This window comes from Thetidibacter halocola (assembly GCF_018224955.1).
In the GTDB taxonomy this organism is placed as follows: domain Bacteria; phylum Pseudomonadota; class Alphaproteobacteria; order Rhodobacterales; family Rhodobacteraceae; genus Thetidibacter; species Thetidibacter halocola.
In genome coordinates, this window is record NZ_JAGTUU010000007.1 from 159,421 (window position 1) to 182,672 (window position 23,252).

Below are 23,252 nucleotides of genomic sequence, written 5' to 3' on the forward strand. Positions count from 1 at the left end.
GTATGGCGATCATAGAACCGGCAAGCTACGCGGCAGGTCACTGGGTCGGGCCGGGGGGCGACGCGCGCCTTGTGCATGGTCCGGTGGACGGGGCTGCGATTGCCCGGACCGGTGGTGCGCCGCTGGATTTCGGCGCGATGATCGAGTTTGCCGTGACCCGGGGCGGCCCTGCCTTGCGGGCGATGACCTTTCACGAGCGGGCCAAGATGCTCAAGGCGCTGGCGGCCTATATCGCCGAGCGAAAGGAGACGCTTTACGCCCTCAACCCGCTGACCGGGGCCACGCGCAAGGATGGCGCGGTCGATATCGAGGGCGGCATCATCACCATGTCGGTCATCGCCTCGAAGGGGCGGCGCGAGATGCCGGATGGGAATGTCTATGTCGATGGCGCGCTCGAGCAGATCAGCCGCAAGGGCAGTTTCCTCGCCCAGCACATCGCGGTGCCGTTGCGGGGCGTCGCGGTGCACATCAACGCGTTCAACTTTCCGGTCTGGGGGATGCTCGAGAAACTGGCGCCGACGCTGCTGGCGGGAATGCCCGCCATCGTGAAGCCCGCGACGCAGACCTGCTACCTGACAGAGGCCTGTTTCCGCCTGATCGTCGAGTCGGGTCTGGTGCCCGAAGGCGCGGTGCAACTGGTCATCGGCGGCACGGGCGACCTGCTGGACCGGTTGGCTGCGCAGGACGTGGTCAGCTTTACAGGGTCGGCCGAAACTGCCTTGCACCTGCGGGGCAAGCCAAACCTGCTGCGCCACTCGGTGCGGTTCATGGCGGAACAGGACAGCCTGAATGCCTCGGTCCTGGGCCCGGACGTGACGCCGGACAGTCCGGAATTCGACCTGTTCGTGAAACAGGCGGCCACAGAGATCACCGTCAAGGCGGGCCAGAAATGCACCGCGATCCGGCGGATCATCGTGCCGCAAGCCCTCCTTGACCCGGTGGCGCAAGCGCTGTCGGCGCGGCTGCGGCAGACGACCATCGGCGACCCCTCGGGCGATGTGCGCATGGGGTGCCTCGCCTCCGAGGCGCAGCGCGGGGATGTCGCGGCCCGGGTGGCGCAACTGCGGCAAGAGGCGCGCGTGGTGCTGGACGAAACCGGTTTCGAGATGCCGAACGGACCGGGCTTTTTCGCGCCCACGCTGCTGGCCTGCGACGACCCCGACGCCGGGCAGGCCGTGCATTCGGTCGAGGCTTTTGGCCCGGTGTCCACCCTGATGCCCTATCGCGACCTGCCCCATGCGGCGGCTCTGGCGAACCGGGGCGGCGGGTCGCTGGTCACGTCGCTGGTCACGCAGGACCCGCAGGTCGCGCGCGCCATGGTGCTGGAAAGCGCCGCCTGGCATGGACGTCTCTACATCATCGACCGCGACTCGATGGCCGAGGCGACAGGCCACGGCGCGCCGCTGCCGCATCTGGTGCATGGGGGCCCTGGCCGCGCGGGCGGGGGCGAGGAACTGGGCGGCGTCCGGGGCGTACTGCACTACATGCAGCGCACCGCCGTGCAGGGCGGCCCGGACGTGCTGACCGCCGTCACCGGCCAATGGGTTCCTGGCGCACGTCAGATCGAAGGCCCGGCGCATCCGTTCCAGCGCACCTATCACGAGTTGCAGATCGGCGAGACCATCACCACCGACAGCCGCATCGTCACGCTGGCGGATATCGAGCATTTCGCCCGGTTCACTGGCGATACCTTCTATGCCCACATGGACGAGGAAGCCGCACGCGCCAACCCGTTCTTCCCCGGTCGCGTGGCGCATGGCTACCTGCTGCTGAGTTTCGCGGCGGGGCTGTTCGTGCAGCCGGATCCGGGGCCGGTCCTGGCCAATACCGGTCTGAATGCGCTGAGTTTCCAGAAACCTGTCAGCCCTGGCGACAGTCTGCATGTTCGCCTGACGGTCAAGCGCAAGACCGGGCGCACCGAGACCTATGGCGAGGTGGCCTGGAACGCGACGCTGTTCAACCAGGACGCCGAGCAGGTGGCGGAATACGAGTTGCTGACGATGGTGGCCTACGACCGGGCGTGACGGGGAATTGCGGCTGCTGGAAAAGCGCGTAGACTCAGCGGCATGGACCCGCTTCAGCCTCTGATCGACACGCTCGACGCCGATGGCCGCCCGCGCGTCTGGTCGCTGGTCGTCACTGTCTTCGGCGACGCGGTGCAGGTGCGCGGCGGGCAGATCGCCACCGGGCGCCTTAGCCGCCTGCTGGGCCGTATCGGGATCGAGACCGGGGCGCTGCGCACCGCACTGTCGCGCCTTTCTTCTGAAGGCTGGGTGAAGGGGCGGCGCGAGGGGCGCACCTCGCGCTATACGCTGACGCCAGAGGGGCAGCGCCAGTTTGCCCCTGCCACCGCCCGCATCTACGCGCCACCGCGAACAGAGCCTGTCCCCGCCTGGGTCTTTGGCGAAGGCGCGCGGCCCGGAGCGCTGTCCGTCGCGGGTGGCTGGCTTGCGCCGGCGCCTGTCGATGCACCGGGTTTCGCCATCACCGGGCAGTTGTCGACGGGCGCGGCCGAAGCTGTCTGGCAGGCGCTGGACCCGGACCACCGCGTTGCGGTGGATCGGCTGGCCTCGGACTTGGCGGCGTTGCAGGCGCTGCCAGACACCCCGCTGGACGCCGCCGTGGCGCGGATGCTGCTGGTCCACCGCTGGCGGCGGCTGGTGCTGCGCTGGCCGGAACTGCCGGCCGACCTGGTGCCCGAGGGCTTCGCCCCGCGTGACCTGCACCGAACCGTGGCCGAGCGTTATGCGGCGCTGGCGCCTCTGTCGGAACGCTGGTTCGACGAGCCTTGCGACGACCTCGATCCGCTGCCAGCGTCATCAATCGCCTTCGCACGGCGCTTTGGCTCTGCGCAAATGCCTTGATCCGCGGCCGTTTCGGCGCAACTCTTGAAGCATGAACAGCCTCACTCCCTTTCCCCCGCGATCCGAGGCCGATGTCGTGGCCTTTCATCGCACCGAACTGGCGGTCATCCTGTCGCTTTACGGGCGGATGGTCGCGGCCGGCGAATGGCGCGATTACGGCATCTCGACCCTGCGCGACGTGGCGGTGTTCTCGGTTTTCCGGCGCACGGCGGAAAACCCGCTCTACCGGATCGAGAAACGCCCCAAGCTGCGCGCGCGGCAGGGCGAATACGCGGTATTCGGCATGGAGGGGCAGGTGCTCAAACGCGGTCACGACCTGCGCGCAGTCCTGCGCGTGCTGGAACGCAAGCTGATCCGGCCGGTCGACTGAGGCGCGCGCAGTCGCGAACCTCAGCCGGTTTGTCACGCCCCGGCAAGCATGGCGCAAAGCAGTTCGAACATGATCGACGCACCCAGGAAGGCGGTGCCGCCGCTGGAATCGAAGGGTGGCGAAACCTCGACCAGGTCCGCGCCGACGATGTTCAGCCCGGCCAACGCGCGGCAGACCTGCAACGCCTGGTAGCTGTTCGGTCCGCCCACCTCGGGCGTGCCGGTGCCGGGGGCAAAGGTCGGATCGACGAAATCGATGTCGTAGCTGACATAGGTCGGACCAGTGCCGGCGATCTCGCGCGCCTCCTGCATCACATCCTCGACGCCGCGGGCAAAGAATTCCTCGATCTCGACGATGCGGATGCCTTCCGCCTTGGCGAAATCGCGGTCCTCGGCATCATACATCGTGCCGCGGATGCCGATCTGGATCACCCGCTTCGGGTCCAGCAACCCCTCTTCCACGGCGCGGCGGAAGGGGGTGCCGTGGGTATACATCGTGCCGCCGAAATAGGAGTGGAACAGGTCGGTGTGGCTGTCGAAATGAACCATGCCCAGCGGGCCGCCCCTGGCCAGCGCGCGCAGCACGGGCAGCGAGGTCAGGTGGTCGCCGCCCGCCGTCAGCGGGCGGATGCCGGCCTGATGCACGCGGTCGTAGAAGGACGTGATCCGCGTCATCGAATCGGCAATGTCCGCCGGGTTCGGCCCGACGTCGCCGAGGTCTGCGCAAGCGGCTGTCTCGAAGGGGCGCATCCCGGTGGGCTGGTGCTGGGCGCGGATCATGGTCGAGGCGTCGCGCAACTGGCGCGGCCCGTGGCGCGGGCCGGGCCGGTTGGTGGTGCCGCTGTCCCAGGGCACGCCGATCAGGCCGATCTGCACATCGTTGAAGCGCGGATGATCCGGGCTGACATGCGGCAGGCGCATGAAGGTCGGCACGCCGGCGAAGCGCGGCAGGTCGAAACCGGATACGGGGTGGAAGAACGGATCGCTGGGCATGGGGGATTCCTTTTTCCGGCAGAGTGCCTGTGGTGGATAGTGTGCTCAAGGGGGCTCTGTCCCCGTCCCTGCGGGACTCCCGCGGGATACTTTCTGCCAGAAGAAGGGCTCAGAGCGACAGGCGGGCGTGGCGGATGACGGGACCCCCGCCCTGCGCCTGGATGCGCGCGATGGCCTCTGTCAGCGGCTCGAAAGTCACGGCCATGTGGAAGGCGTTGGCGTGCAGCAGCGTGTCGGTGTCCGAGACCCAGGCGACGTGGCCCTTCCAGAACATCAGGTCGCCGCGCCGGGGCGGCGTGCCGGGAGGGAGTGCCCGGCCAAGGACCATCTCCTGCGGGTGGCTGTCGCTGGGGCATTTCTGGCCGCAGGCCATGAGCGCCGCATGCACGAGGCCCGAGCAGTCGAGTCCCCAGATGCTGTTGCCGCCCCAGAGATAGGGCACGCCGAGATAAAGCGCGGCCACTGAGACAGGATCCTCGGCGGGCCTGTCGGTCAGGTGGTTCGTGGGGATCCAGCCCAGTTCGGTCTCCGAGAATCGCCCATCCTGGCGAAGAACCGCGACGCGCGAGAGATGCGTCAGCGCGCAGGTTTCGCGGGTCTTGAAATCTGGCTCTGGGTAGACGTGGGTCTGCCTTGCTCCGACCCAATGCGTCGGAGCCGGGCGCCTGGAATTCGGGGCAAGCGCAGACTCGGCGATCCAGCCGGAATGGCCTGCCAGAACGGAGTCACCGGTCGCGAAACCGTCACGCCTTTCATAGACGTCGAACGGCTCTCCGTACCGCAGCTGGCGGTCGCGGCCAAGCTCGGGACGCCGCCGCAATTCAGCCAACGGCACCCGGCAATACCCGCGCATCAACGGATCGCGAGCAAAAGAGTCGCGGTCGAAGACCTCGGTGCTCACAGGTCGAGCGCGGGCGCCAGCGCGTCGAGGATCGCGCGCGGTCCCTGTCCCAGGCCACCCTTGGCGCGGCCGGGTGCGGGGCGCGGCTGCCACGAGTAGATGTCGAAATGCGCGTAGCTGAGCGCCTGCTCTACGAAGCGGCGGAGGAACAGCGCAGCGGTGATCGAACCCGCCATGCCGCCCGAGGGGGCGTTGTCGAGATCGGCTATCCCCGGTTCGATCAGCGCCTCGTAGGGTTCCCAGAAGGGCAGGCGCCAGACCGGGTCGGCCTGCCGACGACCGGCCTGTTCCAGTTCGATCGCGAACGACTCGTCGTCTGTGTAGAAGGGAGCAAGGTCGGGTCCGAGGGCGACACGCGCCGCACCGGTCAACGTGGCCATCGAGATCAGCAGGTCGGGCTTTTCCTCGTCGGCATAGGCCAGCGCGTCGGCCAGAACCAGTCGGCCTTCGGCGTCGGTGTTGTTGATCTCGACCGTCAGGCCCTTGCGCGAGGTCAGGATGTCCTGCGGTCGAAAGCTGTTGCCCGAGACGGCGTTCTCCACCGCCGGGATCAGTACGCGCAGGCGCACGGCCAGCTTCAGCGCCATGATCATGTGCGCCAGGCCCAGAACGTTGGCGGCGCCGCCCATGTCCTTCTTCATAAGCCCCATGGAAGAGGCGGGTTTGAGGTTCAGCCCCCCGGTGTCAAAGCACACGCCCTTGCCCACCAGCGTCACCAGCGGCCCGGAGTTGCCCCAGCGCAGGTCGATAAGGCGCGGCGCCTGGGCGGCGGCGCGGCCGACGGCGTGGATCATCGGGAAATTGCGCGTCAGCAGCGCGTCACCGGTGATGACCTCGGCCTTCATGCCGAAGGTTTCGGCGAGGTTGCGCGCGGCGACTTCGAGCGCCTCGGGGCCCATGTCAGCGGCGGGCGTGTTGACGAGGTCGCGGGTCAGAGCCTCGGCCTCTGCCATGATCTCGATCCTGCGGGCGTTGATGCGATGGGGCGGCACCAGCGCGGGGACACGCGGCGTGGCCTCGCGGTAGCGGGAAAAGCCGTAGCCCGCCAGCAACCAGCCGAGGCATTCCATCGCCAGCGCGTCATCCGGCACGCCGGAGGCGATCCGGTAGGTGCCGGGTGCCAGCAGCGGTGCCGCGGCGGCCAGCGGAAAGCGGTCGCGCGCCCGCTGTCTCGCGGTGCCGTAACCGGCAAGCGCGGCCTGAGGCGTGCCGCCCGGTCCGGGGATCATCAGGGCCGAGCCCAGGGCGCCGGAAAAACCAGATGCTTCGACCCAACGGCGGATGTCGTCGGTCTGCTGCGCGCACCAGACCTCGACCTCTTCAGGTTCGACGACGTAGAGCGGCCATGCCTCGGCGTCGACTGGGGCAAAGGTCAGCGGCATGACAGGTCCTCTTTCTGGGTTTGCCAGACCCTAGACTCTCCTGCCGCAGCCGCAAGGGCGCATCGGTCAGACCGAGACGTCCTGCAAGTCCCAGAGCGCGGACAACGACCGTTCGCCGATGCGCGCAAGGCGCGCCAGCGTGGCGGAAAGCGCCACGGGATCGTTCCGTTCGACGCAGTGCATGACGTGCCGCGCCACCTGTGCGAGGCCGCACAGCCCGATCCGGTCGGCGATGCCCGACAGATCCTCGAGCGTGTCATACAGCGCCAGCGGACGTTCCTCGAACGCCAGTTGCTGCACCCGGAACAGGCGGTCCCCCAGTTGCTCCATTGCCCGGCAGACCGCGTCCTCGGCGCCGCGTGGACCAAGATCCGTACACAGTGCCTCGAGCTGTGCCGCGTCCATGCGCGGCCGTTCCACCGGCGAAAGAATGTTCACCTCACCCACGTTTCACCCCATTTCCACCGCCCCCACGGCTGGGTGAAGATTGACGGTGTCACCTTCCCAAAAGGTTAGCCCGTGACGCTTTTTCCCCTCGAACTTTCGGCGAATTCTGCCTATCCGTCGGGGCATTCCTGACCGGAGGTTCCAGATGGACGGAATACGCCCGCTGCCCGCCTACCTCGTGCAACGCTATCACGGGTGGAAGGCCACGCAGTATGCCGAGAACCGCGCCTGGTATCGTCGGCTTGCCAGCGAGGGTCAGAGACCGCGCGCGATGGTGATCTCGTGTTGCGACTCTCGCGTGCATGTCACCTCGATCTTCGGCGCCGACCAGGGAGAGTTCTTCATCCACCGCAACATCGCCAACCTGGTGCCGTCCTACGAGCCCGACGGCAACCAGCACGGCACCAGCGCGGCGGTGGAATACGCGGTGACGGCGCTGCGCGTGGCGCACCTGATCGTGCTGGGCCATTCCGAATGCGGCGGTGTGCGCGGCTGCCTGGACATGTGCGAGGGCCGCGCGCCCGAACTCGAGGAAAAGACCTCTTTTGTCGGGCGCTGGATGGATATCCTGCGCCCCGGCTACGAGCGGGTGAAGGACGCGGCGCCTGAACTGGTGACGGGGGCGCTGGAAAAGGAAGCGGTGCGGGTCTCGCTGCGCAACCTGATGACCTTTCCCTTCGTCCGGTCGTCGGTCGAGGCCGAGGAACTGACCCTGCACGGGCTGTGGACCGATATCGGCGAGGGTGGGCTGGAATGGCTGGACCCGGCGACCGACCGTTTTCTTCCGGTCTGACGCCCGGCTTTCAGTGCAGGCTGCCGGCCTGGCCGCTGCGGTCGACCCGGATGCAGGGCCGGCCGATCCGCGCCGCGATCCGGCGCAGCGGCACGCCGAGGCACCGCCCGGTGCACAGCGGCGCGCCCTCGGCGTTCAGGATCACCAGGTGCCCTTCGCGGAAGCCCAGCCCATAGCCCTTGTCTGCCAGCCGGTCGGCGATCTCGGGCCAACTGGCTGCGGTTTCGAGGATCGGCGCGATGAAGCGGCGCATCAGGGACAGTGTCTCGCAGTCGAGTGAGAGCGACAGATCCCCGAGCGTGCTGCCAGACGGGTCCGCGACGGTTTCCTTTTGCTGTCTCATGTCGGAACTCCTTGCCCGTCCGATGATGCTGGCACCCATTCCGGGCAAGATTGCGACCAGACCGGGCCCATTGTTCAGATTTGGGTGACGGGTGGCGCAACGGCCACGGTCAGGCCGGCACGCGGATCGGGCGGGCCCGCCGAGTGCCCACACGGCGTGCACCGCGCGCAGGCGTCGCGCCCGGGACAGGGTCAGAAAGTCTTGTGTCACAGCGGGCTCTCAGGTCCGGTCGCGCGCATCCTTGGCCGGTACTCGCGGCATGAATGCGACCCGACACCGGAACTCCGGCCGTCCGCCCCGCCTCAGCCCAGAAGCCGGCGGATCAGGCGATACATCAGCCCCAGCCGTGGCGGACGCGGCACGCTGCGGGTCCGCTCCATTTCCTTGGCGGCGACAGCCACGATCCGGCGGCCACGGGCGATGTCTGAAAGATCGATCTTCATGTCGGGTCTCCTGGGATCAGAGCCCTTCTGGCTGTCGTGTCGCCTTTTGGCGCTCTTTTCTATCCGCAACCGGTAAGGCGGAACTGTGCCTGAACCCGGCCCCGATCGTGGCAATCCTGCGGCGCTTGCGGGGTTAAAACGAAAAAGGCCGAGCATCTCTGCCCGGCCCTGCCTGCCGCACAACTCGGTGCGTCAGCCCTTTTTCAGCGCTTTCTGTCCCAGCACCTCGGCGATCTGCACCGCGTTCAGCGCCGCGCCCTTGCGCAGGTTGTCGCTGACGCACCACAGGTTCAGACCATTCTCGATCGTCGAATCCTGCCGGATGCGGCTGATGAAGGTGGCGAAATCGCCAACGCATTCCTTCGGCGTCACGTAGCCGCCGTTCTCGCGCTTGTCGATCACAATGATCCCGGGCGCCTCGCGCAGGATGTCGCGCGCCTCGTCCTCGTCGAGGAATTCCTCGAACTCGATGTTGATCGCCTCGGAATGGCCGACAAAGACCGGCACGCGAACGCAGGTCGCGGTCAACTTGATCGACTTGTCAAGGATCTTCTTGGTCTCGGCCACCATCTTCCACTCTTCCTTGGTCGAGCCGTCCTCGAGGAAGACGTCGATATGCGGAATGACGTTGAAGGCGATTTCCTTGGTGAACTTCTTCGGCGGCACGTCGGCGATGGGGTTGTAGACCGCCTTGGTCTGTTCCCACAACTCGTCCATGCCTTCCTTGCCCGCGCCGGACACCGACTGGTAGGTCGAGACGACGACGCGCTTGATCCGCGCGCGGTCGTGCAGCGGCTTCAGCGCGACGACCATCTGCGCCGTCGAGCAATTGGGGTTGGCGATGATATTCTTCTTGGTATAGCCCAGCACCGCGTCGGCGTTCACCTCGGGCACCACCAGCGGCACGTCGGGGTCGTAGCGGTAGAGCGACGAGTTGTCGATCACCACGCAGCCGGCGGCGGCGGCGATGGGGGCGTATTTCTTGGTTGCGTCCGAGCCAATGGCAAACAGCGCGATGTCCCAGCCCTTGAAGTCGAACTGTTCGAGGTCCTGTGTCTTGAGGGTCTTGTCGCCAAAGCTCACCTCGGTGCCCAGCGACCGGCGCGACGCCAGAGCGGCAAGCTCGTCGACGGGAAATTCCCGCTCGGCGAGGATGTTGAGCATTTCGCGGCCCACGTTGCCCGTGGCTCCCGCGACGACGACCCGGTAACCCATTCGGTCCTCCATCGGTTCATTTGGTGCGTAACGGCCCGCACCCGGCTGGCGCGGCTCATAACTCAGGAAAGAGACGCGCGAAAGGGCGCAAGGGTTCCCGCAGGGCCGAAAACCGGTCCTTCGACCGCGGCATTTGTGCCGTCAGGCGATCCGGATTCGGGAAATCCGGCCTGTATCTTCTGTTTTTTGCCCGGATCATGGGCAAATGCGGGCATCGGCCGGCCGTTTTTCGCATATGCAGAAAACCGGTATTGTTCATTTGTTGGACAGTGGCCTATTACGAAGGCAGTCATGGGCCGGCCGACGAGGCACGGCATGGCGCAAACGGGGCGCGAGAAACGCGGCTGGGGTGAGGGACTATGCTGTTCTATCGGCTCGTGACCGCCATGACGCGGACCCAGAAGCAGGTCGTTTTCGGTCTGATCGACGGGTTGGCCGTGGCAGTGTCCCTGATCGCCGCCGTCTTTCTCGAAGCTTCGGTCCCGGCAAGCTACGACACCTTCCGCGCGATCCTTTGGCTGATCCTTCCTCTGACCGCGCTTGGCGTCGCGGTTTCTTGGTGGCTTGGGCTGCCGCGTATCAAGCTGAACGCCTACGAGGTGCGCAGCGTGGTCCGCACCGCGACCTTCGCCGCGCTCACGGCGATGCTCGGTCTTGTGCTGGACCGCATCCAGGCGACGGGCCTGCCGGTCAATGTCTATCTCATCTTCGGGCTTGCGCTGCTGGTCCTCGGGGCCACCTGGCGCCTCCTGCTGCGGCAGGTCACGCTGGAGATCTACCGGACCGGAACCGCGCGCATGCGGTTGCTGATCTACGGCGCCGGACAGACCGGCCAACAGCTGGTCGCCGCGCTGCGCCATGACGACAAGGTGACGCCGGTCGCCTTTGTCGACGACAATCCCACGCTGCAAAGCCTGGTCGTCTCGGGCCTGCGGGTGCATGCGCCCAGCAAGATCAAGAGCCTGATCGAGGAAAAGCAGATCGACCGCCTGGTGCTGGCGATGCCCTCGATCAGCCGTCCCGAACAGGCGCGCATCATGCACAAGCTGCGCAATATCGGCTGCGAGGTGCATGCGCTGCCGTCCTTCGCCGAACTTGTGGCGCAGGGCGACGCGCACAAGCAGACGCGCACCGTCGCGCTGGACCAGCTTCTGGGCCGCAACGGACTGGACAAGGAACTGCCGGGGGTCAAGCACGCCTATTCCGGCCGTCGCATCCTGGTGACTGGGGCGGGTGGCTCGATCGGGTCCGAACTTTGCCGCCAACTGGTCGACTGCGCCCCGGCCTGCGTCGTGCTGGTCGATCATTCCGAACTGGCGCTTTACCAGATCGACAAGGAACTGCGCGACCTGAACCCGTCGCTGCACGTGGTTCCGGTCCTTGGAACGGTGCTCAACGATGCCCTGATGCGCGAGACGATCCGCAAGCACCGGGTCGAGGTCATCCTGCACGCCGCCGCCTACAAGCACCTGCCGATGGTCGAGCACAACCCGCTGACCGGCCTCGAAAACAATGTTCTGGGGACCAAGCGTATCGCCGATGCTGCCCGCGAACTGGGCGTCGACCGCTTCATCCTGGTGTCATCGGACAAGGCGGTGCGCCCGACGAACGTCATGGGCGCGTCGAAACGCCTGGCGGAACTGATCGTGCAGGATCTCGCCACGCGCAGCGCGGGCACCCGGTTTTCGATGGTGCGCTTCGGCAACGTGCTAGGGTCCAGCGGGTCGGTGATCCCGCTGTTCAAGGAACAGATCGCCCGCGGCGGTCCCGTGACCCTGACGCACAAGGACGTGACGCGCTACTTCATGACGATCTCCGAGGCGGTGCGCCTCGTCCTGCTGGCCGGCTCCTTCGCGCGCGGCGGCGATGTCTTCGTGCTCGACATGGGCGACCCGGTGCCGATCCGCAAGCTGGCGCGACAGATGATCGAGGGCGCTGGCTACACCGTCAAGGACCGCGCCCATCCCGACGGCGACATCGAGATCCGGGTGACCGGCCTGCGACCCGGCGAGAAGCTGCACGAGGAATTGCTCATCTCGCCCGACATGCTGACCACGCCGCACCCCAAGATCCTGCGCGCCCAGGAGAACCAGCTGTCGGAATTCGAGATGGCGACAGCCCTAAAGGACCTGCGGCTGGCCATTGACACGCTGGATGTCGATGGTGCACGCGCCGTGATCGCCCGCTGGGTCGAAAAGGGGTCGCTGCTCGAGGCGGCGCGCCGGGGCTGAGCCTCAGCGCCCCGGGATATCCGACCGCGCCGGCGCGGGATCCCAGTTCTCGATCATCTCGGCCGCTTCCTCGGCGGTCTCGACAAAACGGAACAGGTCCAGGTCCTGCGGGCTGATCGTGCCTGCATCGGCCAGCGCATCCCAGTTGATGATCCGTTCCCAGAAGGCGCGGCCGAACAGCAGGAAGGGCACCCGCCGCATCCGTCCGGTCTGGATCAGGGTCAGCGATTCGAACATCTCGTCCAGCGTGCCGAAGCCGCCCGGGAACACGCAGACCGCGCGCGCACGCATCAGGAAATGCATCTTGCGGATCGCGAAGTAATGGAAGTTGAACGCCAGGTCCGGCGTCACGTAGGGGTTCGGCGCCTGTTCGTGCGGGAGCACGATGTTCAGGCCGATGGAAATGCCGCCTTCTTCCGCCGCGCCGCGATTGCCCGCTTCCATCACGCCTGGCCCGCCGCCGGTGCAGATCACGAACTCGCGGTTGCCGCTGGCGATGGATTTCCGTGTCATCAGCCGCGAGAACCGCTCTGCCTCGTCGTAGAAATGCGACAGCTCGGCCAGCGTCTTCGTGCGCGCATTGTCCTTCTCGGCCGGTGCCGGAATCCGCGCGCCGCCGAACAGCACGATGGTCGAGTCGATCCCGTGCTCGTCCAGCAGCATCTCGAACTTCAGCAGTTCCAGTTGCAAGCGTACCGGGCGCAGCTCGTCCCGGCACAGGAACGTCTCGTCGGCGAAGGCGAGGCGATAGCTGGGTGACCGCGTCTGCGGCGTGTCCGGCACATGGCTGGCGGTCACCCGGTCGGTGCCTGCGTCGCGGAACGGGCTGCGGCGGTCGTCGTTCATGGCGGTGTCCTTGTCTGTGTCCCGGTCTGACTATAGCCTGCGCCGGCAAAGCGCCAGCGGGGGACGACATGGACTGGACAGCCGAGATCGAGGCCGCCGCAGCGCGAATCGCCGGGCACGTGGTGCGCACACCGGTGATGCAGAGCGACACGCTCTGGGACCGACCCGTGGCGCTGAAACTGGAACAGACCCAGCACACCGGCAGCTTCAAGGCGCGCGGCGCCTTCAACACGCTTCTCGCGGCCAAGGTGCCCGATGCCGGGATCGTCGCCGCCTCTGGCGGCAATCACGGCGCGGCGGTGGCCTTTGCCGCGCGGCGGCTGGGGCATCGCGCGCGTATCTTCGTGCCGGAAATGGCCGGCCCGGCCAAGATCGCGCTGATCGAACGCGCTGGCGCCGCGCTGACGGTCGTGCCCGGCGAATATGCCGACGCTGCGGCGATGGCCGCGCGCTTTCGCGATGAACAGGGCGCGATCGAGGTCCATCCCTACGACGCACCCGCCACCGTGGCGGGGCAGGGCACCCTGATGCTGGAATGGGAAGACCAGGGCCTGGACGCCGACACGGTGCTGATCGCAGTCGGCGGCGGCGGCCTGATCGCTGGCGCGATGGCTTGGACACACGGCCGCAAACGGATCGTCGCCGTCGAACCCATGAGCTGCAACGCCCTCGCGGCGGCGATGCAGGCCGGCAAGCCGGTGGACGTGCCGGTTTCCGGCGTTGCCGCGAACGCGCTGGGGGCGCGGCGCATCGGCTCGATCTGTTTCGACCTGGCCCGCGCGCAAGACGTCCAGACGGTCCTGGTGCCCGACGGGGCCATTCTCGAGGCGCAGAAGTCGCTCTGGCAGGCGCACCGCCTGCTGGTCGAACCGGCCGGCGCCACGGCACTCGCCGCGTTGCAATGGGGCGCCTACAAACCCGAGCCCGGCGAACGCGTCGCCGTCCTGCTTTGTGGTGGCAACATCGCGCCCGATCCGCTGTCCTGATCTTCATCTTGCCAGACCAACTCCGGGGAGGCGCGAGGGACAGCGCCCTTCGCAGGCGCCAGGTCGCATCCCGCTCCGCCGCCCATTGTAGCGCGCCCCCCTTGCGGCTATAGCCCTTCGCGACCGATCCAAGGGAGAGACCCATGTCCAATGCAAAGCTCGAGGCGGCGATCGAAGCCGCATGGGAAAACCGGGCCGAGATCACGCCCACGACCGGCGGCGAGACCCGGGAGGCGATCGAGGACACGCTGAACGCGCTCGACAGCGGCAAGCTGCGCGTGGCCGAACGGCAGGAAGACGGCACCTGGCACGTCAACCAGTGGGCCAAGAAGGCGGTGCTGCTGGGCTTCCGCATCAAGGACATGGAAAAGCAGTCGGGCGGCCCGCAGGGCGGCGACTGGTGGGACAAGGTGGACAGCAAGTTCGCCGGCTGGAAGAAGCACGACTGGAAAAAGGCCGGCTTTCGCGCCGTGCCGAACTGCATCGTGCGCAAGTCCGCCTATATCGCGCCGGGCGTGGTGCTGATGCCATCTTTCGTGAACCTGGGCGCCTATGTCGACGAGGGCACGATGGTCGACACATGGGCCACCGTGGGCTCCTGCGCGCAGATCGGCAAGAACGTGCACCTGTCCGGCGGCGTCGGCATCGGCGGCGTCTTGGAGCCGATGCAGGCCGGCCCCACCATCATCGAGGACAACTGTTTCATCGGGGCGCGCTCCGAAGTGGTCGAGGGCTGCATCGTGCGCGAGGGTTCGGTCCTTGGCATGGGTGTATTCATCGGCCAGTCGACCAAGATCGTCGACCGCGAGACCGGCGAGGTCATGTATGGCGAGGTGCCGCCCTATTCCGTGGTCGTTGCCGGATCGATGCCGTCGAAGAACGGCATCAACCTCTACTGCGCGGTGATCGTGAAGCGGGTCGATGAACGGACCCGCTCCAAGACCGGGATCAACGAGTTGCTGCGCGACTGATGCGCAGCGACTCGGCGGCGCGGCAGGTCGTGCAAGGCCTCGCCGCGCTGTCCGCAGTGACTGCGGCAGTCTAGCCGTTTGAACGTGGTCATGGCCGCAACTCGATCCTGAGGGCGCCGATCCGGAAAACCCTGTGCGGCTGGGTTTTCTGGCCCGGGGTCTTTCGGACACCGCGATCCAGAGTGCCGCGCAGCGGATCGTTGTCAGGACGAATGCCGCCGAGCCACTGCCACGCACGCAGTCTTCGCGGATCCGGTCTGCCGATTTCCACCAACGGGACAGGTGGTTCCCGACCGAGTTTGCAGAAGCGACTGACCATGTGCCCCGGAATGCGACAGTATGATGCTGTCGGACATTCACAAGCGCTCGGATCTTGACCAGATGTGTCTTCGTTGAATCCGCAGCGCGCAAGTCCTCCTGACGCTCCCGCCTCCGTTCCGCGATTCGATCCTGGGAAGCATCCATCACATGATGGAAGTGGCACATCACTGGAACCCCTGTTTCGATCGGCTTGGTCCCGATCAGGCCGCGCTCCGGGCCTGGCTGCCGTGGTTCGACAACGCGGGAGAAACGATGGCCTCTGCGCGAAAGCGTGGTTCTGTGGCAGCGGATGCAGTGGTCAGGAACAGGCGCCTGTGTTAGAGCCGGCGCTTCGCGGATCCGCAACAGATTCCGAGGAGAGGGCAATGCAGTTTTCGGACAACGGCACCCGGGTGCAGGACAGGCTGGCCCGCCAATACGGAATCAGCCCCGATGCCGTGCGGACGATGATGGATGCGGTGTCGCGCGGTGGCGGGTATCAGGCGCAGTTCAGCCACCCAGAGCTTGGCGGGATGGGCCAGTGGCAACGCGGCGGGATGATCATGGTCGGCGACATGTTCAATGCCAACCTTCAGGCGCTGGTGTCGAACCTGTGCAACGATATCTCGGACGCATTGTCTGAAGGATCGTTCTACAAGCCCGCAGCGGGAGGCCTGTCCGGCGGCAGTGGCAACTGGTGGCCGTCCGATCTGGGGCAGCCCTCGTCCACGGGGATGCAGAACGATCAGGGCTACGCGATCTTTCCGGCGACGGCGCGGCTTGCAATGCTGCAGAATGGTCTGGTTCGGATCTATGACACCGGTGCGCACAGGATTGGTGGCGTCGGCCAGCAGCAGGCGCAGGACGGATCGGTGACGTTTACCTCGCAGCTTGGCCCTGTCCCGTTGAGCCAGTTGCGCGAGATCACGGCCACCGAACCGGATGCAGATACCCGCTCGACCCCGGACGAGACGCCCGGGCAAGATCCCCTGCCCGCACATATGGTCTCCGTCGAGTCACCACCCGTCACGACCCCCAAGGTAGCGCAGACCCCGGCGCTTCAGGCCGCGCCGGACGGTCCCAACCCCTTGCCGGCGTCCGGCACGGTCGATGTCTACGAAGCCCTTTCTCGTCTGGGCGAACTGCGCGACAAGGGAATCCTGACCGACGCCGAATTCCAGGCCAAGAAGACCGAGCTTCTCGCACGTATCTGAGGAAACGCCCATCATGTCCAAACCCGGCTCACGGCAAGAGGTCTATACGCTGCTGGTCGAAGTCGGCCGCAAAGACGGCGACGGCCTTCCCAAGGGCGCGACCGGCGCGGCGCTGATGTGCTACGCCTCGGGCGTGGACGAGGCCGAGGCGGTGCGCGAGACCGTGGCGATCCTGAAACAGGCCGACATGGCACCGCTGGACGTCACCGGCTATGGCACCGCCGAAGAACGCCGCGCCCAGGGCCACGAGATCGACGACGAGGAACAGGCGCTCATGGATCGTGCGCTGGCCGAGAATTCCGTGATTGTCGCGCAGATCAGCCCTTTTTACGACTGAGCCTGCGCCGGTGGGCGGCGTTGCGGGGGCTTTGCCCCCGTCGCTCTTGCAGAGCGATTCCCCCACGGTATTTTCGGGCCGGAGAAACTCAGGGCGGGACGCATGAAACCGGCCGCGAAAGAGGAAAGCCAATGACCACCGATCCCGTCGACCTGACCGCGCGGCTTGTCCGTTGTCCCTCTGTCACGCCCGAAGAAGGCGGTGCGCTGGTGCTGTTGCAGGAGGTGCTGGAAGGCGCGGGGTTCGCCTGCACGCGGGTAGACCGGGGTGAGGTCAGCAACCTGTTCGCGCGCTGGGGCGCGCGAGGGAACCAACGCGCCTTCGGCTTCAACGGGCATACGGACGTGGTGCCGGTGGGCGACCGCGACGCGTGGTCGGTCGATCCGTTCGGAGCCGAGATCAAGGAAGGGTTCCTGTATGGGCGCGGTGCGACCGACATGAAATCGGGGGTCGCGGCCTTTGTCGCGGCGGCGGTAGACTTCGTGACCGAGACCCCGCCCGACGGTGCGGTGATCCTGGCCATCACCGGCGACGAGGAGGGCGACGCGGTGGACGGCACCACGGCGCTTCTGGACTGGATGGCCGAGCAGGGCGAACGGATGGATGTCTGCATCGTCGGGGAACCGACATGCCCCGAGACACTGGGCGACATGATGAAGATCGGGCGCCGCGGCTCGATGAACGCGTGGTTCACGGTGACGGGCAAGCAGGGCCATTCCGCCTATCTCGACCGTGCGCTGAACCCGATGCCGGCCATGGCGCGGCTGATGGATCGTCTGTCCTCGCACGTGCTGGACGAGGGAACGGACCATTTCGATCCCTCGACGCTGTCGGTCGTCACCATCGACACCGGAAACAAGGCGACCAACGTGATCCCGGCGCAGACGCGCGCCACGGTGAACATCCGCTTCAACGATCTGCACAGCGGCGCCGCGCTGTCGGACTGGCTGCGACAGGAGGCAGCCCGTGTGGATGCCGAGTTCGGAACCAAGACCGACCTGCGGATCAGCATCTCGGGCGAGAGTTTCATCACCCCGCCAGGCGCGCTGTCGGACCTGGTTTCGAAGGCGGTCGAGGCCGAGACGGGGCGCAAGCCCGAGCTGTCGACCACGGGCGGCACCTCGGACGCGCGGTTCGTCAAGGCGCATTGCCCGGTGGTCGAGTTCGGTCTGGTCGGGCGCCGGATGCATGGCGTGGACGAGCATGTGGCCGTTGACGAGATCCACCGGCTGAAGGCGATCTACGGCCGCATCCTGCGGGATTACTTTGCCTGAGCGCATCCTGATCGTGATGGTCAAGGAGCCGCGCGCGGGCCGGGTCAAGACGCGGCTCGGGCGCGAGATCGGGATGGTTCCCGCGGCCTGGTGGTTCCGGCATCAGGTGGGGGCGCTGCTGCGGCGCCTGCGCGATCGGCGCTGGCGCGTCGTGCTGGCGGTATCGCCGGATCAGGCCGTTTCCAGCCGGGCTTGGCCCGCCGATCTGCTGCGCCTGGCGCAGGGGCGGGGCGACCTTGGGCGACGGATGGCGCGTTGCCTGGGTGCAGTCGGGTCCGGGCCAGTCTGCCTGATCGGCGGAGACGTTCCGGGTGTCACGCGCGCGGCGATCTGGCGGGGCTTTGCCGCGCTGGGCACGCATGACGCGGTGTTCGGTCCGGCCGAGGATGGCGGTTTCTGGCTGGTGGGGCTGCGGAACGGGTCGCAGGTGCCAGGGGGGCTGTTCCGGGGCGCACGGTTTTCGACGGAACATGCGCTGGCTGACAGCGTCGCCTCGCTGTGCGGCGCACGGGTGGCGCTGGTAGACCGGTTGCACGACGTCGATACGGCGGATGATCTGAAGCGCGCGGAGGGGGCTCTGCCCCCCGCGCCTGCGGCGCCCCCCGGAGTTTATCGGGCAAGATGAAGCGCCCCGCGTTTCCCTGCATGACGCCGAGCCGGACCCGTGCTAACTGGGGCGCATGACACAGTTGCCCGACAAGTCGGCCGTCCTCGAGTGGATCGCCGCGAACCCCACGCTCACCTCGAAGCGCGACATCGCGAAGGCCTTTGGCGTGAAAGGCGCGGCGCGGATCGACCTCAAGCGCCTGCTGAAGGAACTCGAGGCCGAGGGGCACCTCGAAAGGCGCAAGAAGACCTATCGCGACCCGGACCGCCTGCCGCCTGTCTCGGTGCTTCAGGTCAAGGCGCCGGACGCGAACGGCGATCTGTTTGCCCGCCCGCTGGAATGGCACGGTGAGGGGGTGGAGCCTATCGTGCTGATCGTCCCGCGCGAGAGCGACCCCGCGCTGGGCGAAGGCGACCGCATCCTGGCCCGCCTGCAAGTCGTACACGAAGAGGATCACAATTACGAGGCCCGCCTGATCCGCCGGATCGGGGTTGCGCCGCGCCGGGTCGTGGGCATCTTCCGCAAGACCGCCGAGGGCGGGCGGCTGCTGCCGATCGACAAGGGCTCGGACCGGGAATGGCTGGTGACGCCGGACGCGACGGGGGGCGCGCAGGAAGGCGAACTGGTCGAGGCGGAACAGGCCGGGCCTGCGGGGCGGTTTGGCCTGCCGCGGGCGCGGATCGTGCTGCGGCTGGGCGATCCGTCGGCGCCGCGCGCCGTGTCCCTGATCGCGATCCACCAGCACGGCATCCCCGACGACTTTCCCGACGATGTCCTGGCCGAGGCGGACGCGATGAAGCCCGCCGGTCTGAAGGGGCGCACCGACCTGCGCGACCTGCCGCTTGTCACCATCGACCCGGTCGATGCGCGCGATCACGACGACGCGGTCTATGCCCAGCCCGATGACGACCCCAAGAACAAGGGCGGTCACGTGATCTGGGTCGCCATCGCGGATGTCGCGCATTACGTGCAACCGGGATCCAGACTGGACCGCGAGGCGCAGAAACGCGGCAATTCCAGCTATTTCCCCGACCGGGTCGTGCCGATGCTGCCCGACCGGCTGTCGGGCGACCTGTGCTCGCTGCACGAGGGCGTGCCGCGTGCCTGCATCGCGGTGAAGATGCGGATCGACGCCGAAGGCAACAAGCTGTCTCAGCAGTTCGTGCGGGGTCTGATGCGGTCCCCGGCAACGCTGAATTACCGCGAGGTGCAGGAGGCCCAGGACGGCAATCCCAATGACCGGACCGGGCCGCTGCTGGAGCCGGTGATCCGGCCGCTGTTCGCAGCCTACGCCGCGCTCGCGGCCGCGCGCGACCGGCGGCAGCCGCTGGACCTCGACCTGCCCGAACGCAAGGTGGTGCTGGACGATGACGGCAAGGTTGTCTCGGTGGCCTTCGCCCCCCGGCTGGATGCGCATCGCCTGATCGAGGAATTCATGGTGCTGGCCAATGTTGCCGCCGCCGAGACGCTGGTCGCCAAGAAGACCCCGCTGGTCTTTCGCGTGCACGAGGAGCCGCCGCAGGACAAGCTGGAATCCCTGCGCGATACCGCCGAGGCGTCCGGGTTCATTCTCGCCAAGGGTCAGGTGCTGAAGACCGCGCATCTGAACCACCTGCTGCACCAGGCGGCGGGCACCGAGGATGCCGAGTTGATCAACCTGTCGACCCTGCGCAGCATGACGCAGGCCTATTACAGCCCGAAGAATTTCGGGCATTTCGGCCTTGCCCTGCAGAACTACGCGCATTTCACCTCGCCGATCCGGCGCTATTCCGACCTGATCGTGCATCGCGCGCTGATCCGGGCGCATGGCTGGGGCGACGATGGCCTGACGGTGGACGAGATCGAGCGGCTGGAGCAGACCGCCCAGCACATCAGCGACACCGAACGGCGGTCGATGATGGCCGAGCGCGACACGACCGACCGCTACCTTGCGGCCTACCTGTCGGACCGGCTGGGGGCCGAGTTCACCGGGCGGATCAGCGGGGTGGCGCATTTCGGCGTCTTCGTGAAGCTGGACGAGACGGGCGCGGACGGGCTGGTGCCGATCAGCACGCTCGGGCGCGAGTATTTCAATTTTGACCGCGACGCGGGCACCCTGATGGGCGCCGAGAGCGGGCGGCTGATTGCCATCGGCATGCGCGCGCGGGTCAAGCTGATCGAGGCGGCGCCGGTCACGGGCGGCATCGCCTTCGAAATGCTCGAGGTCGCGGACGAGGCCTATGAAAGCCCGGGCCAGCGCGGTCCGCGCGGCAAGGGCCGCAGCAAGCGCTATGGCAAGGCGCCCAAGGGACCGTCCAAGCGCAAGCTGACGCGGGCAAAGGCCAAGGACGCCAAGGTCAAGCGCAAGGTCACGCGGCAGAACCGGCAGGAGCGCTGAGCGCGGTCAGCGGCCCTCGTCGCAGGGTCCGCCGGCAAAGCACGATTGCAGCCGGTCCATGTCCTGTTGCGTGGGGTTGGGGAACAGCATGCTGCCGCAGGGGTCGGCGATGATGATGCTGCGACCGTTCTCACGCTTGACGAAGGCAAGGTAGGTGGCGCCGCTGCGGGGCGACGGGCACCATGGTCCAAAGCAGAGCACGCGAACCGTCACCGCGTGCTGGAAGGGGCGGTTCCAGCCCTCGGGTGTCAGGGAATGGCCAACCATCTGGCCGCGGATCTCGGTTTCGGGCGGGACCTCGCCCTGGCGGTCCCAGTCGACCACGGGCAGGCGGCTTTCGTCGAAGTCGAGCCGCCCCACCGCCGCGCCCCATGGCGCATCGTCGGCATCCACCTGCTTGTAGGTGCGCACGACATCGGCCGGCAGGCAGGACAGGGCGGCGGCTTGACCCGCCGCAAGCGAAAGAACAAGGGCCAGCCGGATCACAGCCTTCCCCGGAATGCCTCGATCACCCGCTGGTAGACCGCGCGCTTGAAGGGGACGATCTGCGCCACGACCTCGTCGGCGGGCAGCCAGCACCATTCGCTGAATTCCTGGTGATCGTCGGCGTCGATCCTCACCTGGTCGTCGGTGCCGTGAAAGCGCAGCAGGAACCATTTCTGCTCCTGCCCCTTGTAGCGGCCTTTCCAGATCTTCGGCACAATGTCATGCGGCAGGTCATAGGCGATCCAGCCTTCAGTTTCCGCCTCGACCGTCACCAGCTCGGGGGGAACGCCGGTTTCTTCCTGCAACTCGCGCAGGGCGGCTGCACGGGGATCCTCTCCCTTGTCGATGCCGCCCTGGGGCATCTGCCAGGCGGGGATTTCGCTGTCGATGCGCTGGCCGACAAAGACATGGCCCGCCGCATTGGCAAGGACCACGCCCACGTTGCGGCGATAGGGCAGGGCTGCGATCTGTTCCGGTGTCATTCCAGATGTCCGACAAAAGTCGGGGCGGGGTTTGCGCCCCGCCCCTCTTGTCTCAGTTCTTCGGTCCCAGCGCCGACAGCCCCTTGAGGATGTCGATCGCGTAGGCCAGCTGGTAGTCCTCCTGCCGCAGCGCGGCCGAGGCCTCGGCCTTGGCACGGTCGGCTTCGATCTGGCGGATCTCGTCCTCGGTCAGGCTGTCATTGTCCAGCCGCCCGCGCAGATCCGCCTCGGACCGGCCGAATGCATCGGTTTCCTCCTCGTCGGCATCGGGGGCGGGGCGGGGCTGTTCGACGACGATGTCGGGCGAGACGCCCAGCGCCTGGATCGACCGGCCCGACGGCGTGTAGTAACGCGCCGTGGTCAGGCGCATCGCGCCGTCGCCACGCAGCGGCATCACCGTCTGGACCGACCCCTTGCCGAAGCTCTTTGTGCCGACAACGATCGCCCGCTGGTGATCCTGCAAGGCGCCCGCCACGATCTCGGATGCCGAGGCCGAGCCGCCGTTGATGAGCACGACCAGCGGCTTGCCGACGGCGAGGTCGCCGGGCGTCGCGTTGAAGCGCTCGCCATCGGCCGGATCGCGCCCGCGGGTCGAGACGATCTCGCCCTCTTCGAGGAAGGCATCGGACACGCGGATCGCCTGGGTCAACAGGCCGCCGGGGTTGTTGCGCAGGTCAAGGACGAAGCCGTTGACGTTCTCCATGCCGCCCGCCTCTTCGACGCGTTCGGCCAGCATCTCGGACAGGTTGGGATAGGTCTGGTCGTTGAAGGTGGTGACGCGCAGCACCACCGTTTCGCCCACCACGCGCGACCGAACGGCGGTCAGCTTGATCGTGTCGCGGATGATCGAGACGTCAAAGGGCTCTTCCTCGCCCTCGCGCACCACGGTGATGATGATTTCAGAGCCCACCGGGCCGCGCATCATGTCCACCGCCTCGTCCAGCGTCAGGCCCAGCACCGACTCTCCGTCGACATGGGTGATGAAGTCGCCCGCCTCGATCCCGGCCTCGTCCGCGGGCGTATCGTCGATCGGCGACACCACCTTGACGAAGCCGTCTTCCTGCGTGACCTCGATGCCGAGACCGCCGAATTCGCCACGGGTCTGCACGCGCATGTCGGCGGCATCGTCGGGCGGCAGGTAGCTGGAATGCGGGTCGAGCGAGGTCAGCATGCCGTTGATCGCTGCCTCGATCAGGTCCTTCGGCTCGACCTCCTCGACATACTGGGCGCGGATGCGTTCAAAGATGTCGCCGAACAGGTCCAGCTGTTCATAGACGCTGGAGGGTCGGTTCTGCTCCTGCGCCAGCAGCGGGCCCACGAACTGGGTCGTCGCCACGACCGATGCCAGCGCACCGCCGGCGGCGGCCATCACGAATTTCTTCATGTCTCTT

Annotated in this window: 23 protein-coding genes; 12 read left to right on the forward strand and 11 right to left on the reverse strand. The window is 67.0% G+C overall.

The genetic code is table 11. The features are described 5' to 3' along the window. Window positions 1-2 precede the first annotated feature (2 nt). The 3 genes from paaZ to KB874_RS17275 are packed head-to-tail and all read left to right on the forward strand — an operon-like array spanning window position 3 to window position 3,234. The gene (gene paaZ, locus KB874_RS17265; protein WP_212537807.1) at window positions 3-2,024 is read left to right on the forward strand and encodes a phenylacetic acid degradation bifunctional protein PaaZ; all 2,022 of its coding nucleotides are present in this window, start codon (window positions 3-5) and stop codon (window positions 2,022-2,024) included. 42 nt (window positions 2,025-2,066) lie between these two features. After that, window positions 2,067-2,864, forward strand: coding sequence for a PaaX family transcriptional regulator C-terminal domain-containing protein (locus tag KB874_RS17270; RefSeq protein WP_212537808.1), 798 nt, complete (start codon window positions 2,067-2,069; stop codon window positions 2,862-2,864). Window positions 2,865-2,895: 31 nt separating this feature from the next. After that, window positions 2,896-3,234 carry a DUF2794 domain-containing protein gene (locus KB874_RS17275; RefSeq protein WP_212537809.1) on the forward strand — a complete coding sequence of 113 codons (339 nt, stop codon included), beginning with the start codon at window positions 2,896-2,898 and terminating at the stop codon, window positions 3,232-3,234. 32 nt (window positions 3,235-3,266) lie between these two features. Here KB874_RS17275 and speB read toward each other — a convergent pair whose 3' ends face one another. The 4 genes from speB to KB874_RS17295 form a co-directional block, all read right to left on the reverse strand. Beyond that, window positions 3,267-4,226, reverse strand: a complete 960-nt coding sequence (gene speB / locus KB874_RS17280) for an agmatinase (protein WP_212537810.1) — start codon at window positions 4,224-4,226, stop codon at window positions 3,267-3,269. Window positions 4,227-4,335: 109 nt separating this feature from the next. After that, the gene (locus KB874_RS17285; protein ID WP_212537811.1) at window positions 4,336-5,079 is read right to left on the reverse strand and encodes a C40 family peptidase; all 744 of its coding nucleotides are present in this window, start codon (window positions 5,077-5,079) and stop codon (window positions 4,336-4,338) included. A 44-nt stretch (window positions 5,080-5,123) separates the two neighbouring features. Then, window positions 5,124-6,509, reverse strand: a complete 1,386-nt coding sequence (locus tag KB874_RS17290) for a leucyl aminopeptidase family protein (protein ID WP_212537812.1) — start codon at window positions 6,507-6,509, stop codon at window positions 5,124-5,126. 66 nt (window positions 6,510-6,575) lie between these two features. Beyond that, a complete protein-coding gene (locus tag KB874_RS17295; protein ID WP_346346567.1) occupies window positions 6,576-6,947 on the reverse strand; it encodes a hypothetical protein in 372 nt (123 codons plus the stop codon). A gap of 154 nt (window positions 6,948-7,101) precedes the next feature. Here KB874_RS17295 and KB874_RS17300 point away from each other — a divergent pair, with 154 nt between their 5' ends. After that, a complete protein-coding gene (locus tag KB874_RS17300; protein WP_212537813.1) occupies window positions 7,102-7,749 on the forward strand; it encodes a carbonic anhydrase in 648 nt (215 codons plus the stop codon). 10 nt (window positions 7,750-7,759) lie between these two features. On the opposite strand, the gene KB874_RS17305 is transcribed toward KB874_RS17300, so the two are convergent. The 3 genes from KB874_RS17305 to KB874_RS17315 all read right to left on the reverse strand — a co-directional run bounded on the left by KB874_RS17305 (window position 7,760) and on the right by KB874_RS17315 (window position 9,750). Next, a complete protein-coding gene (locus KB874_RS17305; protein WP_212537814.1) occupies window positions 7,760-8,092 on the reverse strand; it encodes a hypothetical protein in 333 nt (110 codons plus the stop codon). Window positions 8,093-8,394: 302 nt separating this feature from the next. Then, on the reverse strand, window positions 8,395-8,535 hold the full coding sequence (locus KB874_RS17310; protein ID WP_212537815.1) for a hypothetical protein: 141 nt from the start codon (window positions 8,533-8,535) through the stop codon (window positions 8,395-8,397). Window positions 8,536-8,727: 192 nt separating this feature from the next. Continuing rightward, the gene (locus KB874_RS17315) at window positions 8,728-9,750 is read right to left on the reverse strand and encodes an aspartate-semialdehyde dehydrogenase (RefSeq protein WP_212537816.1); all 1,023 of its coding nucleotides are present in this window, start codon (window positions 9,748-9,750) and stop codon (window positions 8,728-8,730) included. 359 nt (window positions 9,751-10,109) lie between these two features. Here KB874_RS17315 and KB874_RS17320 point away from each other — a divergent pair, with 359 nt between their 5' ends. Continuing rightward, window positions 10,110-11,981: a nucleoside-diphosphate sugar epimerase/dehydratase gene (locus KB874_RS17320; RefSeq protein WP_249200570.1), complete on the forward strand. Its 1,872-nt coding sequence runs from the start codon at window positions 10,110-10,112 to the stop codon at window positions 11,979-11,981. Between the two features lie 3 nt (window positions 11,982-11,984). Here the strand turns inward: KB874_RS17320 and KB874_RS17325 are convergent, their stop codons facing one another. Continuing rightward, the gene (locus KB874_RS17325) at window positions 11,985-12,827 is read right to left on the reverse strand and encodes an LOG family protein (RefSeq protein WP_212537817.1); all 843 of its coding nucleotides are present in this window, start codon (window positions 12,825-12,827) and stop codon (window positions 11,985-11,987) included. A 68-nt stretch (window positions 12,828-12,895) separates the two neighbouring features. Here KB874_RS17325 and KB874_RS17330 point away from each other — a divergent pair, with 68 nt between their 5' ends. From KB874_RS17330 to rnr, 7 genes are all read left to right on the forward strand, one after another. Next, a complete protein-coding gene (locus KB874_RS17330) occupies window positions 12,896-13,813 on the forward strand; it encodes a threonine/serine dehydratase (RefSeq protein WP_212537818.1) in 918 nt (305 codons plus the stop codon). A 143-nt stretch (window positions 13,814-13,956) separates the two neighbouring features. Beyond that, a complete protein-coding gene (gene dapD, locus KB874_RS17335; protein ID WP_212537819.1) occupies window positions 13,957-14,784 on the forward strand; it encodes a 2,3,4,5-tetrahydropyridine-2,6-dicarboxylate N-succinyltransferase in 828 nt (275 codons plus the stop codon). A 686-nt stretch (window positions 14,785-15,470) separates the two neighbouring features. Beyond that, window positions 15,471-16,298, forward strand: a complete 828-nt coding sequence (locus tag KB874_RS17340) for an SHOCT domain-containing protein (protein WP_212537820.1) — start codon at window positions 15,471-15,473, stop codon at window positions 16,296-16,298. 13 nt (window positions 16,299-16,311) lie between these two features. After that, window positions 16,312-16,635, forward strand: coding sequence for a hypothetical protein (locus KB874_RS17345; protein ID WP_212537821.1), 324 nt, complete (start codon window positions 16,312-16,314; stop codon window positions 16,633-16,635). Window positions 16,636-16,766: 131 nt separating this feature from the next. Next, the gene (dapE, locus tag KB874_RS17350; protein ID WP_212537822.1) at window positions 16,767-17,909 is read left to right on the forward strand and encodes a succinyl-diaminopimelate desuccinylase; all 1,143 of its coding nucleotides are present in this window, start codon (window positions 16,767-16,769) and stop codon (window positions 17,907-17,909) included. Between the two features lie 16 nt (window positions 17,910-17,925). After that, window positions 17,926-18,534 (forward strand): TIGR04282 family arsenosugar biosynthesis glycosyltransferase, encoded by a 609-nt coding sequence (locus KB874_RS17355; protein ID WP_212537965.1) that lies wholly within the window; start codon window positions 17,926-17,928, stop codon window positions 18,532-18,534. Window positions 18,535-18,589: 55 nt separating this feature from the next. Continuing rightward, window positions 18,590-20,893: a ribonuclease R gene (rnr, locus tag KB874_RS17360; RefSeq protein ID WP_212537823.1), complete on the forward strand. Its 2,304-nt coding sequence runs from the start codon at window positions 18,590-18,592 to the stop codon at window positions 20,891-20,893. 6 nt (window positions 20,894-20,899) lie between these two features. Here the strand turns inward: rnr and KB874_RS17365 are convergent, their stop codons facing one another. Genes KB874_RS17365 through KB874_RS17375 form a run of 3 tightly spaced genes read right to left on the reverse strand, consistent with a single transcriptional unit; the run spans window position 20,900 to window position 23,245 of the window. Further along, window positions 20,900-21,379, reverse strand: a complete 480-nt coding sequence (locus KB874_RS17365) for a hypothetical protein (protein ID WP_212537824.1) — start codon at window positions 21,377-21,379, stop codon at window positions 20,900-20,902. Beyond that, window positions 21,376-21,861: an RNA pyrophosphohydrolase gene (locus KB874_RS17370; protein ID WP_212537825.1), complete on the reverse strand. Its 486-nt coding sequence runs from the start codon at window positions 21,859-21,861 to the stop codon at window positions 21,376-21,378. The genes KB874_RS17365 and KB874_RS17370 overlap by 4 nt, the downstream gene beginning before the upstream one ends. Before the next feature lie 52 nt (window positions 21,862-21,913). Further along, window positions 21,914-23,245 carry a S41 family peptidase gene (locus KB874_RS17375; protein WP_212537826.1) on the reverse strand — a complete coding sequence of 444 codons (1,332 nt, stop codon included), beginning with the start codon at window positions 23,243-23,245 and terminating at the stop codon, window positions 21,914-21,916. Window positions 23,246-23,252 lie beyond the last annotated feature (7 nt).

What these genes read in the sequence shown, in the direction of transcription:
- KB874_RS17320 (WP_249200570.1), top strand. Translation starts at nt 10,110, where the DNA reads ATGCTGTTCTATCGGCTCGTGACCGCCATGACGCGGACCCAGAAGCAG.
- KB874_RS17305 (WP_212537814.1), bottom strand. Translation starts at nt 8,092, where the DNA reads ATGAGACAGCAAAAGGAAACCGTCGCGGACCCGTCTGGCAGCACGCTC.
- KB874_RS17275 (WP_212537809.1), top strand. Translation starts at nt 2,896, where the DNA reads ATGAACAGCCTCACTCCCTTTCCCCCGCGATCCGAGGCCGATGTCGTG.
- KB874_RS17270 (WP_212537808.1), top strand. Translation starts at nt 2,067, where the DNA reads ATGGACCCGCTTCAGCCTCTGATCGACACGCTCGACGCCGATGGCCGC.
- KB874_RS17340 (WP_212537820.1), top strand. Translation starts at nt 15,471, where the DNA reads ATGCAGTTTTCGGACAACGGCACCCGGGTGCAGGACAGGCTGGCCCGC.
- KB874_RS17290 (WP_212537812.1), bottom strand. Translation starts at nt 6,509, where the DNA reads ATGCCGCTGACCTTTGCCCCAGTCGACGCCGAGGCATGGCCGCTCTAC.
- KB874_RS17300 (WP_212537813.1), top strand. Translation starts at nt 7,102, where the DNA reads ATGGACGGAATACGCCCGCTGCCCGCCTACCTCGTGCAACGCTATCAC.
- KB874_RS17355 (WP_212537965.1), top strand. Translation starts at nt 17,926, where the DNA reads ATGGTCAAGGAGCCGCGCGCGGGCCGGGTCAAGACGCGGCTCGGGCGC.
- KB874_RS17330 (WP_212537818.1), top strand. Translation starts at nt 12,896, where the DNA reads ATGGACTGGACAGCCGAGATCGAGGCCGCCGCAGCGCGAATCGCCGGG.
- KB874_RS17315 (WP_212537816.1), bottom strand. Translation starts at nt 9,750, where the DNA reads ATGGGTTACCGGGTCGTCGTCGCGGGAGCCACGGGCAACGTGGGCCGC.
- KB874_RS17375 (WP_212537826.1), bottom strand. Translation starts at nt 23,245, where the DNA reads ATGAAGAAATTCGTGATGGCCGCCGCCGGCGGTGCGCTGGCATCGGTC.
- speB (WP_212537810.1), bottom strand. Translation starts at nt 4,226, where the DNA reads ATGCCCAGCGATCCGTTCTTCCACCCCGTATCCGGTTTCGACCTGCCG.
- dapE (WP_212537822.1), top strand. Translation starts at nt 16,767, where the DNA reads ATGACCACCGATCCCGTCGACCTGACCGCGCGGCTTGTCCGTTGTCCC.
- KB874_RS17310 (WP_212537815.1), bottom strand. Translation starts at nt 8,535, where the DNA reads ATGAAGATCGATCTTTCAGACATCGCCCGTGGCCGCCGGATCGTGGCT.
- KB874_RS17345 (WP_212537821.1), top strand. Translation starts at nt 16,312, where the DNA reads ATGTCCAAACCCGGCTCACGGCAAGAGGTCTATACGCTGCTGGTCGAA.
- KB874_RS17370 (WP_212537825.1), bottom strand. Translation starts at nt 21,861, where the DNA reads ATGACACCGGAACAGATCGCAGCCCTGCCCTATCGCCGCAACGTGGGC.
- rnr (WP_212537823.1), top strand. Translation starts at nt 18,590, where the DNA reads ATGACACAGTTGCCCGACAAGTCGGCCGTCCTCGAGTGGATCGCCGCG.
- paaZ (WP_212537807.1), top strand. Translation starts at nt 3, where the DNA reads ATGGCGATCATAGAACCGGCAAGCTACGCGGCAGGTCACTGGGTCGGG.
- KB874_RS17285 (WP_212537811.1), bottom strand. Translation starts at nt 5,079, where the DNA reads ATGCGCGGGTATTGCCGGGTGCCGTTGGCTGAATTGCGGCGGCGTCCC.
- KB874_RS17325 (WP_212537817.1), bottom strand. Translation starts at nt 12,827, where the DNA reads ATGAACGACGACCGCCGCAGCCCGTTCCGCGACGCAGGCACCGACCGG.
- dapD (WP_212537819.1), top strand. Translation starts at nt 13,957, where the DNA reads ATGTCCAATGCAAAGCTCGAGGCGGCGATCGAAGCCGCATGGGAAAAC.